Annotated in this window: 10 protein-coding genes; 7 read left to right on the top strand and 3 right to left on the bottom strand. The window is 64.2% G+C overall.

Translation table 11 applies throughout. The annotated features are described in order from the left end of the window. The first annotated feature begins 146 nt into the window (after positions 1 to 146). Together V1479_RS17375 and V1479_RS17380 are read left to right on the top strand one after the other, a co-directional pair. Positions 147 to 2,336, top strand: coding sequence for an anthranilate synthase (locus V1479_RS17375; RefSeq protein ID WP_368804054.1), 2,190 nt, complete (start codon positions 147 to 149; stop codon positions 2,334 to 2,336). A 55-nt stretch (positions 2,337 to 2,391) separates the two neighbouring features. Beyond that, complete coding sequence (locus V1479_RS17380) at positions 2,392 to 3,300, top strand: cation diffusion facilitator family transporter (protein WP_368804055.1); 909 nt, start codon at positions 2,392 to 2,394, stop codon at positions 3,298 to 3,300. Here the strand turns inward: V1479_RS17380 and V1479_RS17385 are convergent. The 3 genes from V1479_RS17385 to V1479_RS17395 are packed head-to-tail and all read right to left on the bottom strand — an operon-like array spanning position 3,297 to position 5,768. Then, complete coding sequence (locus V1479_RS17385; RefSeq protein ID WP_368804056.1) at positions 3,297 to 4,211, bottom strand: SMP-30/gluconolactonase/LRE family protein; 915 nt, start codon at positions 4,209 to 4,211, stop codon at positions 3,297 to 3,299. The genes V1479_RS17380 and V1479_RS17385 overlap by 4 nt on opposite strands. Positions 4,212 to 4,261: 50 nt before the next feature. Further along, the gene (locus V1479_RS17390; RefSeq protein ID WP_368804057.1) at positions 4,262 to 4,810 is read right to left on the bottom strand and encodes a gluconokinase; all 549 of its coding nucleotides are present in this window, start codon (positions 4,808 to 4,810) and stop codon (positions 4,262 to 4,264) included. A gap of 34 nt (positions 4,811 to 4,844) precedes the next feature. Further along, positions 4,845 to 5,768, bottom strand: coding sequence for a carbohydrate kinase family protein (locus V1479_RS17395; protein WP_368804058.1), 924 nt, complete (start codon positions 5,766 to 5,768; stop codon positions 4,845 to 4,847). A 145-nt stretch (positions 5,769 to 5,913) separates the two neighbouring features. On the opposite strand from V1479_RS17395, the gene V1479_RS17400 reads away from it, so the two are divergent. From V1479_RS17400 to V1479_RS17420, 5 genes are all read left to right on the top strand, one after another. Beyond that, entirely contained in the window at positions 5,914 to 8,382 is a 2,469-nt protein-coding gene (locus tag V1479_RS17400; RefSeq protein ID WP_368804059.1) for a glycogen/starch/alpha-glucan phosphorylase, read from the top strand. Between the two features lie 93 nt (positions 8,383 to 8,475). Continuing rightward, positions 8,476 to 10,650 (top strand): 1,4-alpha-glucan branching protein GlgB, encoded by a 2,175-nt coding sequence (glgB, locus tag V1479_RS17405; protein ID WP_438620739.1) that lies wholly within the window; start codon positions 8,476 to 8,478, stop codon positions 10,648 to 10,650. Between the two features lie 22 nt (positions 10,651 to 10,672). After that, positions 10,673 to 11,932 carry a glucose-1-phosphate adenylyltransferase gene (glgC, locus tag V1479_RS17410; protein WP_368804061.1) on the top strand — a complete coding sequence of 420 codons (1,260 nt, stop codon included), beginning with the start codon at positions 10,673 to 10,675 and terminating at the stop codon, positions 11,930 to 11,932. A 219-nt stretch (positions 11,933 to 12,151) separates the two neighbouring features. Continuing rightward, on the top strand, positions 12,152 to 13,588 hold the full coding sequence (gene glgA, locus V1479_RS17415) for a glycogen synthase GlgA (RefSeq protein WP_368804062.1): 1,437 nt from the start codon (positions 12,152 to 12,154) through the stop codon (positions 13,586 to 13,588). Between the two features lie 16 nt (positions 13,589 to 13,604). Next, positions 13,605 to 15,233: an alpha-D-glucose phosphate-specific phosphoglucomutase gene (locus V1479_RS17420; protein ID WP_368804063.1), complete on the top strand. Its 1,629-nt coding sequence runs from the start codon at positions 13,605 to 13,607 to the stop codon at positions 15,231 to 15,233. Positions 15,234 to 15,260 lie beyond the last annotated feature (27 nt).

A 15,260-nucleotide genomic window follows, 5' to 3' on the forward strand; every position in this document is an offset into this window, starting at 1 on the left:
ATCAAGACCCTGTGGTGGTGGGCCTGCTGACAAGCGGCCGGGCGAACGCGTGCGCGTGAAATGTGATGGCCGCAACGGATTTCCGGGCGGCCATTTTGTTTTCAGTCGTCCCGGGTCCGCCAGGCGGAAACGGATGGAGACAGGGAATGACAGTCGAACTGCTTGAAGACGGCGCCGAACAGTTCATCACCGCCGGAGGCGTGACGGTGACGCGGCAACGCCACGACACACCTTATGAGGGGGCGATCGAAACCTATATCGACGCGCTCGATTCACGGCGCGGCTGCGTATTCTCCTCCAATTACGAGTATCCGGGCCGCTATACGCGCTGGGATACGGCGATGATCGACCCTCCGGTCGTCATCAGCGCCAAAGGCCGGGCGATGCGTATCGAGGCGCTGAACGCGCGCGGCGAGGTGCTGCTGCCGGCAATTCGCCGCGCGGTGGAGACGCTCTCCGCCGTGACGATGGGCGAGGTCTCGTCGCGTCTCATGACTTTGCAGGTGGCCGAGCCCGGTCGTGTCTTTGCCGAGGAGGAGCGAAGCAAGGCACCGACGGTGTTCACCGTTCTGCGGGCGCTGGTCGATCTCTTCCGATCGCCGGAGGATGGCAATCTCGGTCTCTACGGCGCATTCGGCTATGACATCGCCTTTCAGTTCGACCATGTCGAACAGAAGCTCGAACGTCCCGGCGACCAGCGCGACGTTGTGCTTTACCTGCCCGACGAGATCCTTGTGGTTGACCACCACCAGGCGAAAGCCTGGCACGACCGCTACGACTATTCCGGCGTGGGGTTTTCGACCGCAGGTCTGCCACGCGACAACGAACAGGAGCCTTTCCGGCCGAGCAGCCGCATCCCGCCGCGCGGCGACCATGAGCCCGGCGAATATGCGAAGCTGGTGGAAACGGCCAAGGAAAGCTTCCGGCGCGGTGACCTCTTCGAGGTGGTGCCGGGGCAGATGTTCTTCGAGCGCTGCGATTCCAGGCCTTCGGAGATCACGCGACGACTGAAGAAGATCAATCCGTCGCCCTATTCGTTCTTCATCAACCTCGGTGGCGGCGAATACCTGATTGGTGCCTCGCCGGAAATGTTCGTGCGGGTCAACGGCCGGCGCGTGGAGACCTGCCCGATTTCCGGCACGATCCGCCGCGGCGACGATGCGATCTCTGACTCCGAGCAGATCCTCAAGCTGCTGAACTCGAAGAAGGACGAGAGCGAGCTGACCATGTGTTCCGATGTCGACCGCAACGACAAGAGCCGGGTTTGCGAACCGGGTTCCGTGCGTGTCATCGGGCGGCGGCAGATCGAGATGTATTCGCGCCTGATCCACACGGTCGACCACATCGAAGGTCGACTGCGAGAGGGCATGGACGCGTTCGACGCATTCCTGTCGCATGCTTGGGCAGTGACGGTGACCGGCGCGCCGAAACTGTGGGCGATGCGCTTCATCGAGAACCACGAGAAGAGCCCGCGCGCCTGGTATGGTGGCGCCATCGGCATGGTGCATTTCAACGGCGATATGAACACCGGCCTGACGCTGCGCACCATCCGCATCAAGGACGGCATTGCAGAGGTCCGCGCAGGCGCGACGCTGCTTTACGATTCCGACCCTGCGGAGGAAGAAGCTGAGACGGAGCTGAAAGCTTCCGCGATGCTGACGGCGATCCGCGAGGCCTCGGCCGGCAATGCTGCAACGAGCGAGCGCGAGGGCGCGAAGGTGGGCGAGGGCGTCTCGATCCTGCTGGTCGACCATGAGGACTCGTTCGTGCACACGCTGGCGAACTATTTCCGCCAGACCGGCGCGAGTGTCTCCACCGTGCGCTCCCCGGTGCCGGAAGAAGTGTTCGACCGGGTCAATCCTGATCTTGTCGTGCTTTCACCCGGCCCCGGCAGCCCTAAGGATTTCGACACCAAGGCGACGATCGAGAAGGCGCGCAAGCGAGACCTGCCGATCTTCGGCGTCTGCCTCGGTTTGCAGGCGCTCGCGGAGGCCTATGGTGGCGAGCTGCGCCAGCTTCATGTGCCGATGCACGGCAAGCCGTCGCGCATCCGGGTTTCGAGGCCCGGCGTCATCTTTTCCGGCCTGCCCAAGGAAGTGACTGTCGGTCGCTACCACTCGATATTCGCCGATCCGGTGCGGTTGCCGGATGCGTTCATCGTCACGGCGGAAACCGAGGACGGCGTGGTGATGGCGTTCGAGCACAAGCACGAGCCTGTGGCCGCCGTGCAGTTCCACCCCGAATCGATCATGACGCTCGGCCAGAACGCCGGCATGCGGATGATCGAGAACGTGGTCGCGCATCTGCCGCGCAAGGCAAAGGTAAAGGCCGCGTGAGGAACGAGATCATGACGTTTGCCATCCCTCACGTTCGGGAGCGTCACGAGCGGTCATGACTGCCAAGCAGCGCATACGACGCCTTGCGGCATGGTCCATCGTCGTCGCTTTCGGCGTGATGGGTCTGAAGTTCGTCGCCTGGTGGATGACCGGGTCGGTCGCGCTTTACTCGGACGCGCTGGAATCAATCGTCAACGTCATCGCCGGTTTCGCGGCCTTTTGGGCGATCTCCGTCAGCCACAAACCGGCTGATCGCGACCATCAGTATGGGCACCACAAGGCGGAATATTTCTCGGCCGTGCTTGAGGGCGTGCTGATTGTCGTCGCCGCGCTGCTCATCATGGGCGAGGTGTGGCGAAGCTGGCAAAATCCGGCACCGATTGAGCAGGCTTGGGAAGGTCTCGCGGTTAACGGCGTTGCGGCGGCGATCAACTGCGTCTGGGCGCTGATGCTGATCCGCGTCGGGCGCAAGGACAAGTCGCCGGCGCTGGAAGCCGACGGTCACCACGTCATGACGGACGTGGTCACGTCGGTCGGCGTCATTGCCGGCCTCGTCGGGGCCGTTCTGACAGGATGGTATTTTCTCGATCCGCTGCTGGCGCTGCTTGTCGCCATCAACATCCTCTGGCAGGGGTGGAAGGTCATCACTTCATCGCTGGACGGCCTGATGGATCGCGCCGTGCCGGTCGAGGAGCATGTGCGGATCCGAGACATCATCTCGGCCAACTCTAGGGGCGCGCTGGAAGTTCACGACCTGAAGACGCGGATCGCCGGCCGCGCGACCTTCATCGAGTTCCACATGGTGGTCGACGCACATATGACTGTCGGAGAGAGCCACGCAATCTGCGACCGGATCGAGGAGGCACTGGAGGCGGAAATTCCGTCGGTGCGTATCGTCATCCACGTCGAGCCGGAAGACGAGGCGAAACTGCCGCCCGGAACCCCGGCGGTTCCGTTCGCCTAGATGGTTCTGGCGCCATTGACCTTCAGATAGACGGCGTAGAGCGACGTCGTGGCGGTGATGAAAAGACGATTGAGCTTTTGGCCGCCGAAACAGCAGTTTGAGACGATTTCCGGCACCAGAACCTTGCCGATCAGGGTTCCGTCGGGATCGTAGCAATGGATGCCGTCGGCCGCGCTTGTCCAGATGCGGCCGGCCGTGTCGAGCCGGAAGCCATCGAACAGGCCCGCGGTGCAATCGGCAAAGACCGATCCGCCGCTGAGACGCCCACCGTCGCCGACATCGAAGACGCGCATGTGGGCCGGATGATGGTCGCCATGCGTGCGGCCGGTATCGACCACGTAGAGCTTCGTCTCGTCGGGCGAGAAAGCGAGGCCGTTCGGCTTTATCATGTCGGTGACGACCGCTTCGACCGCGCCGGTTGTCGGGTCGATGCGGTAGACGTGCGAAGCGCCGATTTCGCTGTCGGCCCTGTCGCCCTCATAGTCGGAATCGATGCCGTAGGTAGGGTCCGTGAACCAGATCGAGCCGTCGGATTTGACGATAAGATCATTGGGCGAGTTCAGCCGCTTGCCCTGCCAGCGGTCGGCAATCGTGACGACGCTGCCGTCATGCTCGGTGCGGCTGATGCGGCGGGCCTTGTGCTCGCATGAAACCAGCCTGCCCTGCCTGTCCACCGCGTGGCCGTTGGTGTTGCCGGCGGGCTGGCGGAAGACGCTGACATGGCCGTCGGCATCGTCATAACGCAGCATGCGATCGTTGGGGATGTCCGACCAGACGAGATAGCGGCCGGGCGGAAACCATGCCGGCCCCTCGGTCCAGCGGCTGCCGGTATGGAGCCGCTCCAGTCTGGCCGTGCCGTTGATCAGCTTTGCGAAGCGCGGATCGAGGATTTCGTAGGGGCTTTCGGGCATGTCTTCTCCCTCCTCGGCGTCGTGGTCGGCACGATCTGCCGTCAACGTGTTTATGTGCCCGGCCGGCCCCTCAGGAATGCAGCCGCCTGTTCGACCAGAGTGTCGACAGGCAGCAGCGCATCGAGGCGCAGAGCCGCCTCGTCAGCCGATGGCGGTTCGAGATCGGCGAACTGGCTCTCCACAAGGCTCGACGGCATGAAGTGCCCGCCGCGTCCCTGTACGCGCTCCCACGAAGCCTGCCGGTCGAGCGCCAGATGCAGGAATACAAGGTTCGGGTTCAGGCTGCATAACCGGTCCCTGTAGCGCCGCTTGAGCGCCGAGCAGGTGGCGACCACCGTCGCGCCGCGCGCGGTACGGGCTGCGATCTCGGCGGCGATCGTATCGAGCCAGCCGGCCCGGTGCTCGTCGTCGAGCGGAATGCCGCTGGCCATGCGCGCAATGTTCTCCGGCGGATGGAAGGCATCACCCTCGACGAATTCGGCACCCAGCTTGCGGGCGAGCGCGGAGCCGACCTCGGTCTTGCCGCAACCGGCGACGCCCATGACTATCACGGGCGGAAAGCGGCCCGTTTCCGCTGGCTTGCCTGTTGCCTCCGTCATCGTCACCTCCGTCCGATGTGATGCCCGACTGGCATCAGGCGAGTTCATGCCGCCAGGGCGGGTTCGCTCCCGGCCGCGACACCGTCACCGCAGCCGCCGACATGGCGAAATCGAGCGCGGCGCGCAGCTCGCCCGCGCTGAGCGTCGCCAGCCTTTCCTTGTCGAGCAAGCCTGCTTCGTCAAGCGAGGCGAGGATGCCGGCATTGAACGTGTCGCCTGCGCCAACCGTATCGGCAACCGTCACCCGCTGCGCCGGCACATCGATCCGTTCGCCCGCGACATAGCCGACGGCGCCCTTGCCGCCGCGGGTGATGACGACCACCTTCGGCCCCGCCTGCAGCCAGCGCGCGGCGATTTCGTCGTGGCTGCCGGTCTCGCCGAACCAGGCGAGGTCCTCGTCGGACAGCTTGACGATGTCGGCCATGGCTATCATGCGCCGCATGCGCAGCAGATGGCGCTCCTTGTCGGCGATGAAACCGGCGCGGATATTGGGATCCAGCATCATTACGCGGTGCTGATGCTCGCGGCGCATGAGTGCCTCGTAGGTCGATCCGCAGGGTTCCGGTATCAGGCTGATGCAGGAGAAATGCAGCGCCCTGACATTATCATCGAGAACCGGCAGGTCGGCTTCTTCCAGCATGCGCCCGGCCGTGTTCTCGTCGTAGAAGGTGTATGTGGCATGGCCATCGGTGAGGTGCACGAAGGCCAGCGTGGTCGGCCGGTCGGAGAAACGCACATGGCGCAGATCGACCTTGCTCGCTTCCAGGGCCTCGCTGAGGCGTGTGCCGAAAAGGTCCCTGGAAATGCCCGAAAAGAAGGCCGTTTCCCTGCCGAGGCGGCCAAGCGCGATGGCCGTGTTGAACACGGCGCCGCCGACATAGGGTGCAAATGCTGCTTCGCCCGCTGAGGTCTCGCGCGGAAGCATGTCGATCAGCGCTTCGCCACAACACAGGATCATGGAGTTCCTCCCCTTCGTCCTTCGGACGCGGTTGCTTTAATCGATTGAATGCAGCTCTTCAATCCGCTAGCATTTGAAACTGGGAGGAAGTCTGGATAATCGCTCGCGTGCAGTCGCTTCGCGATTGCGCCAAGCCGGGGGCATTATGACATTGACCAGAACTTCCGCATCCGATCATGCCGCCGCGAGACAGGTTGATGTGCTCAAGCTGGCGGCGGAAATCATCGAATGCCTGAAATACCGCGTCGGCAAGGAGCCGTCGGTCGCCACGCGTCACGACTGGCTCGCCGCCTCCATCAAGGTGGTGCGCGACCGCGTAGTCGATCGCTGGATCGATTCCACGCGGCGCGCCTACGAGCAGGGCGACAAGCGGGTCTACTACCTGTCGATGGAGTTCCTGATCGGCCGGCTGATGCGCGACGCCTTCTCCAATCTCGGCCTGATGGACGCGATGCGCGAGGCGCTGGCGATCCATGGCGTCGACATCGACGTGATCGCCGGGCTGGAGCCGGACGCGGCACTGGGCAATGGTGGCCTCGGGCGGCTGGCTGCCTGCTTTATGGAATCGATGGCAAGCGTGGACATACCCGCGCATGGCTACGGCATCCGCTACGTACATGGGCTGTTCCGGCAGGAAATTCACGATGGCTGGCAGGTTGAGCTGCCGGAAACGTGGCTGGAACACGGCAATCCGTGGGAGTTCGAACGGCGCGAGGGCGCTTACGAGATCGGCTTCGGCGGCACAGTCAGCTCCGTGACGTCCAAGGACGGCCGGCTGGAGCGTCACGTCTGGAAACCGACGGAGCGGTTTCTCGCGGTTGCCGTCGATACGCCGGTGGTTGGATGGCGGGCCAAGCGCGTCAACACGCTGCGGCTATGGTCGGCGATGCCAATCGATCCGATCCTGCTCGACGCTTTCAACGCCGGCGACCATATCGGTGCGCTGCGCGAGAGCAACAAGGCGGAGGCGCTGACGCGGGTGCTTTACCCTGCTGACAGCCATCAGGCGGGTCAGGAACTGCGGCTGCGCCAGGAGTATTTCTTCTCGGCGGCTTCGGTGCAGGACATCGTTCGCCGCCATCTGAGCCAGTATCCCGACCTGACATCGCTGCCGGACAAGGCCGCGATCCACCTCAACGATACGCATCCGGCGATAGCCGTTGCCGAGTTGATGCGGCTCCTGATGGACGTGCACGGCCACGATTTCGACGTGGCGTGGGACATCACCAACCGCACTTTTGCCTACACAAACCACACGCTGCTGCCGGAGGCGTTGGAAAGCTGGCCGGTGCCGCTGTTCGAGCGGCTTTTGCCGCGCCACATGCAGATCATCTATGCGATCAACGCCGAGGTGCTGCTGAGGGTGCGCTCGACCGGCAAGTTCTCCGACGAACAGGTGCGGGCGATCTCGCTGATCCACGAGGATGGCGAGCGCCGCGTGCGCATGGGCAATCTCGCCTTTGTCGGCGCATTCTCGGTCAACGGTGTTTCGGCCCTGCATACCGAGCTGATGAAGGAGACGGTGTTCGCCGATCTCCATCGGCTCTACCCCAAACGCATCAATAACAAGACAAACGGCATCACGCCGCGCCGCTGGCTGATGCAATGCAATCCGGGTTTGACGAACCTGATCCGCGAGGCCATCGGCGACAGGTTCCTGGACGACATCGACGCGCTCAAGGAGCTGGACGCCTTCGCCGACGATGCGGCGTTCCAGGAGCAGTTCGCGGCGGTGAAGCGCGCCAACAAGGAACGGCTGGTTTCGCTGATCGGTGACAGGATGGGGCTGCGGCTCGATCCGTCGGCACTGTTCGACATCCAGATCAAGCGCATCCACGAATACAAGCGCCAGCTTCTCAACATCATCGAGGCGGTGGCGCTTTACGACCAGATCCGCTCGCATCCGGAAAAGGACTGGCTGCCGCGCGTAAAATTCTTCGGCGGCAAGGCGGCACCGAGCTACCACAATGCCAAGCTGATCATAAAGCTCGCCAACGACGTTGCGCGGGTCATCAACAGCGACCCGTCAGTCCGGGGGCTGCTGAAAGTGGTGTTCGTGCCGAACTACAACGTTTCCACGGCCGAGGTGATGATCCCCGCGGCCGACCTCTCCGAGCAGATTTCTACTGCGGGGCTGGAGGCTTCCGGCACCGGGAACATGAAGTTCGCGCTCAACGGTGCGCTGACGATCGGTACGCTCGACGGCGCGAATGTCGAGATCAGCGAGTGCGTCGGCGCGGAAAACATCGTGATCTTCGGGTTGAAGGCCGACGAGGTGGCCGAGCGCCGGGCCGGCGGCTACGATCCGCGCGCGATCATAGAGAAATCGCCCGAGCTGAGGCAGGCGCTTGAAGCGATCGCGTCCGGCGTGTTTTCGCCCGACGATCCGGAGCGCTATCGCGATCTTATCGGTGGGCTCTACGATCATGACTGGTTCATGGTCGCGGCCGACTTCGACGCCTATGCGGGCGCGCAGCGCCACGTTGACGAACTCTGGCGCGACAGCCCGCGCTGGTACGGCATGACGATCCGCAATACGGCGCGCGTCGGCTGGTTCTCTTCCGACCGCACGATAAGGCAATATGCGAAGGAGATTTGGAACGTGCCGGCGTGATAGGGTGAGGAAAACGCTGGGGCTTGTGAGTTCGGTGGAGGAGAAGGCCGCGTCCAGATGACAGCATCCGGGAGGAGGGAACCCGAAGGGAAGATGGCGCTGACGCCGCAGGGCGACATTGATGCCGTCGTTTCCGGCTCCCATGGCAACCCCTTCGCGGTGCTGGGCGTGCATGAGGGCGAGAAAGGGCTTCTCGCGCGCTGCTTCATTCCTCACGCGGAAAGCGTCACCGCCTTCACGCTCGCCGGCAAACGGGCAGCCGAACTCCTGCGCCGTCACGATGCGGGCTTCTTCGACGGCAGGCTGACGATCCGCAAGCGCCAGCCACTGAAATACCTGGCGCGCAATGCCGGCGGCGAGTGGTGGGTGACCGACGCATATTCGTTCGGGCCGGTACTCGGGCCGATGGACGACTACTACATCGGCGAAGGCTCGCATCTGCGGCTGTTCGACAAGCTCGGCGCGCATGTCATCGACCATGAGGGCGCGCATGGCGTGCACTTCGCGGTGTGGGCGCCGAATGCGCAGCGCGTCTCGGTGGTGGGCGACTTCAACGAGTGGGACGGGCGGCGGCATGCGATGCGCCGGCGCGTCGACACCGGCATCTGGGAAGTGTTCGTGCCCGACATCGACGCCGGGCGCGTCTACAAATACGAGATCGTCGGGCCGGACGGAAAGCGCGTGCCGCTGAAGGCGGACCCGTTCGCGTTCCGCGCCGAGCTGCGCCCGGCGACGGGTTCGATAACCGACCATTCGCCTGCCCACGACTGGGGTGACGCGGCGCATCGCAGTTTCTGGCGCGATGCCGATGCGCGCCGGCAGCCGGTTTCGACCTACGAGGTGCATGCCGGCTCCTGGCAGCGCCACGACGACGGGTCCTTCCTGACCTGGGACGAACTGGCCGAAAGGCTGATCCCCTATGTCGTCGACATGGGGTTCACCCATATCGAGTTCCTGCCGATCACCGAGCATCCCTACGATCCGTCATGGGGCTACCAGACGACCGGCCTTTACGCGCCGACGGCGCGTTTCGGCGAGCCGGAGGGGTTCGCGCGCTTCGTCGACGGCGCGCACAGGGCCGGCATCGGGGTGATCCTCGACTGGGTGCCGGCGCATTTCCCGACCGATGCGCACGGGCTGGCGCGGTTTGATGGCACCGCGCTTTACGAACATGCCGACCCGCGCAAGGGGTTCCACCCGGACTGGAACACGGCGATCTACAATTTCGGCCGGCGCGAGGTACTGGCCTATCTCGTCAACAACGCCCTGTTCTGGGCCGAGAAATACCATCTCGACGGGCTGCGGGTCGATGCCGTCGCCTCGATGCTCTATCTCGACTATTCGCGCAAGGCGGGCGAGTGGATACCCAACGAGCTGGGCGGCCGCGAGAACCTCGAGGCCGTCGATTTCCTGCAGAAGATGAACGCGGCCGTCTACGGCTCCCATCCCGGCATCATGACGATCGCCGAGGAATCCACCTCATGGCCCAAGGTTTCGCATCCTGTGCACGAAGGCGGGCTGGGCTTCGGCTTCAAGTGGAACATGGGCTTCATGCACGACACGCTGCAATACATGGCGCGCGAGCCGGTGCACCGGAAGCACCATCACAACGACATCACCTTCGGCCTTCTCTACGCGTTCTCCGAGAATTTCGTCCTGCCGCTCTCCCATGACGAGGTCGTGCATGGGAAAGGCACGCTCCTTTCCAAGATGTCGGGCGACGACTGGGAGCAATTTGCGACGCTCCGCGCCTACTACGCCTTCATGTGGGGCTATCCCGGCAAGAAACTCCTGTTCATGGGGCAGGAATTTGCCCAGCGCCGCGAATGGAGCGAGGCGCGCGCGCTGGACTGGGATCTGCTGGAAGCGCCGGCGCATGAGGGTGTGCGGCGCCTGCTGCGGGATCTCAACCACGCCTATCGCGAAACGCCGGCGCTGCATGCGCGCGACTGCGAGCCGGAAGGTTTTCGCTGGCTGATCGCCGACGATGCGCAGAACTCGGTTTTCGCCTGGCTGCGCATGGCGCCCGATGCGCCGCCGGTGGCGGTCATCTCCAATTTCACGCCGGTCGCTCGTTCTGACTACCGCGTGCCGTTGCCGAACGCCGGAACATGGCGTGAGATCGTCAACACCGATGCAGGCGACTATGGCGGCAGCGGGCAGGGCAATGGCGGCGCGGTCGAGGCGGTTGCGGAGGATGGGGGTCGTATCGTCGCACGGATGACCTTGCCGCCGCTCGCGACGATCATGCTTGAATACGAACCGTAAAGGTCGGGAGGAGGAGGGAACGATGGAACAGAAACGACCACAGCCGCTGGCCCGCGACGCGATGGCCTATGTGCTCGCTGGCGGCAGAGGGAGCCGGCTTGCCGAACTGACCGACGTACGTGCAAAACCGGCGGTCTATTTCGGCGGCAAGACGCGCATCATCGATTTCGCGCTCTCCAACGCGCTCAATTCCGGCATCCGGCGTATCGGCGTCGCCACCCAGTACAAGGCGCATTCGCTGATCCGCCACCTGCAGCGCGGCTGGAACTTCTTCCGGCCGGAGCGCAACGAGAGCTTCGACATCTTGCCGGCGAGCCAGCGCGTCTCTGAAACGCAGTGGTACGAGGGCACCGCCGATGCGGTGTTCCAGAATGCCGACATCATCGAAGATTACGGCGTCGAATACATGGTCATCCTGGCCGGCGACCACATCTACAAAATGGATTACGAGCTGATGCTGCGCCAGCACGTCGACCAGGGTGCCGACGTCACCATCGGCTGTCTGGAAGTGCCGCGCATGGAAGCGACCGGCTTCGGCGTCATGCATGTCGACGAGAAGGACCGCGTCATCGCCTTCGTCGAAAAACCCGCGGATCCGCCCGGCATTCCCGACAAGCCGGACTTCGCGCTGGCCTCGATGGGCATCTACGTTTTCCGCACCGCCTTCCTGATGGACCAGCTTCGCCGCGACGCGGAACTGAAGGACTCCAGCCGCGATTTCGGCAAGGACATCATCCCCTACATCGTCAAGAACGGGAAGGCCGTAGCCCATCGCTTCGCCACCTCGTGTGTACGTTCCAGCTTTGAACGCGAAGCCTACTGGCGCGACGTCGGCACGGTGGACGCCTATTGGGAAGCCAATATCGACCTGACCGACATCACGCCCGAACTCGACATCTACGACCGGGACTGGCCGATCTGGACCTATGCCGAGATCAAGCCGCCGGCGAAGTTCGTCCACGACGAGGAAGGGCGGCGAGGCTCGGCTATCTCGTCGCTGGTGGCGGGCGACTGCATCATCTCGGGCGCTGCGCTGCGGCGCAGCCTGATCTTCACCGGCGCGCGGGTGAACTCGTTCTCTTCGCTCGACGAGGCGGTGGTGCTGCCCAATTGCCATGTCGGCCGCAACGCGCAGCTTTCCCGCGTGGTGATCGACCGTGGCGTGAAGATTCCCGAGGGGCTGGTGGTCGGCGAGGATCCAAAGCTCGACGCGAAGCGTTTCAGACGTACGGAAAAGGGCGTATGCCTGATCACGCAGAAGATGATCGACCGGCTGGAGTGATCGGTTGCATAAAGTCCTCGCTCTATATTGCCCCCCTCTGTCCTGCCGGACATCTCCCCCACACGGGGGGAGATTGGCAGCTTCGCTCTCGTCACTTGTTCTGCCACGTCGCCGATTAGCGAAACCCGCGCCGCTGGCTGATCTCCACCCTCGTGGGGGAGATGTCCGGCAGGACAGAGGGGGGCAACGTCAAGACCGTTCGCCCGAGGTCCGCGCGCCATGAAAATCCTCTCTGTCGCATCCGAGGTGTTTCCGCTGGTCAAGACGGGCGGGCTGGCCGACGTGACCGGTGCGTTGCCGGGGGCGTTGGCAGCACTCGGCGTCTCGGTGTCGACGATGCTGCCCGGCTATCCTTCGGTGCTTGCGCGGCTGCCGAAGAAGACGAAGGCGCTGCACAGCTATGCCGACCTCTTCGGCGGCAAGGCGCGGATTGTCGCCGGCACGCTCGACGGGCTCGACCTGATCGTGCTCGACGCCCCGCATCTATTCGACCGGCCGGGCGGAGCCTACGGCGATGGCGGTGGGGTCGACTGGCCGGACAACTGGCGCCGCTTTGCCGCATTCGCGCGTGCCGCGGCCGATGTGGCGAGCGGAGCCGTCGGAGACCTCCGGCCCGACATCGTTCATGCGCATGACTGGCAGGCGGCTTTGACGTTGGCCTATCTGCGCTATGACGAGCGGCCATCTCCGCCCTCGGTGATGACGGTGCACAATCTGGCCTTTCAGGGGCAGTTTCCCGCCTCGATCTTCCCCGAGCTCGGCCTGCCGCCACAGGCGATGGCGCTCGACGGCGTGGAATATTTCGGCGGCGTCGGCTTCCTCAAGGCCGGCTTGCAGGCGGCGCATGCGATCACGACCGTCAGCCCGACCTACGCGCAGGAAATTCGCACGCCCGAATTCGGCATGGGGCTCGACGGGCTGATAAATCTGAGGGCCGGGCATCTGCACGGCATCCTGAACGGCATCGACACGGGGCAATGGGACCCGCAGACCGACCCGCATCTGGCGGAGACCTTTTCGGCGAAATCGCTCAAGGCGCGGGGCAAGAACCGACGTGCCGTGGAGCAGCGTTTCGGCCTCGACCCCGATGCAAGCCCGCTTCTGTGCGTGGTCAGCCGCCTGACGTGGCAGAAGGGCATGGATATTCTCGCGGCCGAGCTCGACGCGATTGCCGGCCTCGGCGCACGGCTGGCGGTGCTGGGCTCCGGCGACCAGGGGCTCGAGGGCGCGCTGCTGGCAGGGGCCGCACGCCATCGCGGCCGGATCGGCGTGGTGGTCGGCTATGACGAGGGGCTGTCGCACCTCCTGCAGGGCGGCGCAGATGCGATCCTGATCCCGTCGCGGTTCGAGCCGTGCGGGCTGACGCAGCTTTACGGGTTGCGCTACGGCTGCGTTCCGGTGGTGGCGCGCACGGGGGGACTTGCCGACACAGTGATCGACGCTAACCATGCCGCGCTCTCCGCAGGCGTGGCAACCGGGTTCCAGTTCGCCCCTGGATCGGGGGACGCGCTTGTCGGCGCGGTGCAGCGCCTGTGCGGCGTTTTCGCCGATCGCGGGGCTTGGACAGCGATGCAGAAGCAGGGCATGAAGACGGACGTATCCTGGCAGGCGAGCGCACGGGACTATGTCGCGCTGTTCCGCTCGCTGGCCGCATGACAGAGGAACTTTGCATATGATCTCGATCGTCGAGACCACGCCGTATGACGACCAGAAACCGGGCACGTCCGGCCTGCGCAAGAAGGTGCCGGTTTTCCAGCAGAAGAACTATGTCGAGAACTTCATCCAGTCGATCTTTGATTCGGTGGCGGGCTACCGGGGCGAGACGCTGGTGATCGGCGGCGATGGCCGCTACTTCAACCGCGAGGCGATCCAGATCGCGATCAAGATGGCCTCGGCCAACGGCTTCGGGCGGGTGATCGTCGGGCGCGGCGGGATCCTGTCGACACCGGCCGCGTCGCATCTCATCCGCAAGAACGAAGCCTTCGGCGGCATCGTGCTTTCGGCCAGCCACAATCCGGGCGGGCCGAACGAGGATTTCGGCATCAAGTACAATGTCGGCAATGGCGGCCCCGCGCCGGAAAAGGTCACCGAAGCGATCTATGCCCGCAGTCGCGAGATCGACCGCTACGCGATCGCGGATGTGCCTGACATCGATCTCGACACGGTGGGCAGCTTTTCGGCCGGCGACATGACTGTCGAGGTCGTCGATCCGGTTGCCGACTATGCCGAGCTCATGGAAAGCCTGTTCGACTTCGACGCGATCAGGGCGATGTTCGCGTCCGGTTTCCGGATGGTGTTCGACGCCATGCACGCCGTGACCGGGCCCTATGCGGTGGAGATTCTCGAGCGAAGGCTTGGCGCGGCGCAGGGAACGGCACGCAATGCCGATCCGCTGCCCGATTTCGGCGGCCACCATCCCGACCCGAACCTCGTTCATGCGCGCGACCTCTTCGACCTGATGATGTCGTACGACGCGCCCGATTTCGGCGCCGCTTCGGATGGCGATGGCGATCGCAACCTGGTGATCGGCCGGGGCATGTTCGTCACGCCTTCCGACTCGCTCGCGATGCTTGCCGCAAACGCCCACCTGGCCCCGGGCTACAGCGACGGGCTGAAGGGCATCGCGCGGTCGATGCCGACGAGTGCGGCGGCCGACCGGGTGGCCGAGAAGCTGGGCATCGGCATCTACGAGACGCCGACGGGCTGGAAATTCTTCGGCAATCTGCTCGATGCGGGGCTCGCAACGATCTGCGGCGAGGAAAGTGCGGGCACTGGCTCGGACCATGTGCGCGAGAAAGATGGGCTTTGGGCCGTCCTTCTCTGGCTGAATATCCTCGCCGTGCGCAAGGAGAGTGTCGCCGAGATCGTGCGTGGTCACTGGAAGACTTACGGCCGCAACTACTATTCGCGGCACGATTACGAGGGCGTGGAGACGGATGCCGCGAACCGGCTGATGGATGCTTTGCGCACGGCGCTGCCTAACCTGCCCGGCCGAACGGTTGCCGGGCTGACGGTCGAGGCTGCCGACGATTTCGCCTATCACGATCCGGTCGACGGATCGGTGAGCGAAAAGCAGGGCGTGCGGGTTCTGTTTACCGGCGGCTCGCGCGTCGTCTTCCGCCTCTCCGGCACGGGCACGTCGGGCGCGACGCTGCGCGTCTATATCGAGCGCTACGAGCCGGACGCAGACAGGCACGACATCGAGACGCAGGAAGCGCTGGCTGACCTGATCGCGGCGGCCGACGAGATCGCCGGCATCAAAAAGCATACCGGCCGCTCGGCGCCGAGCGTTATTACGTGATGCGGTCGATGCAGACTGATCTCCCCC

The organism is Neoaquamicrobium sediminum, assembly GCF_040970315.1.
Taxonomy (GTDB): Bacteria; Pseudomonadota; Alphaproteobacteria; order Rhizobiales; family Rhizobiaceae; genus Aerobium; species Aerobium sediminum.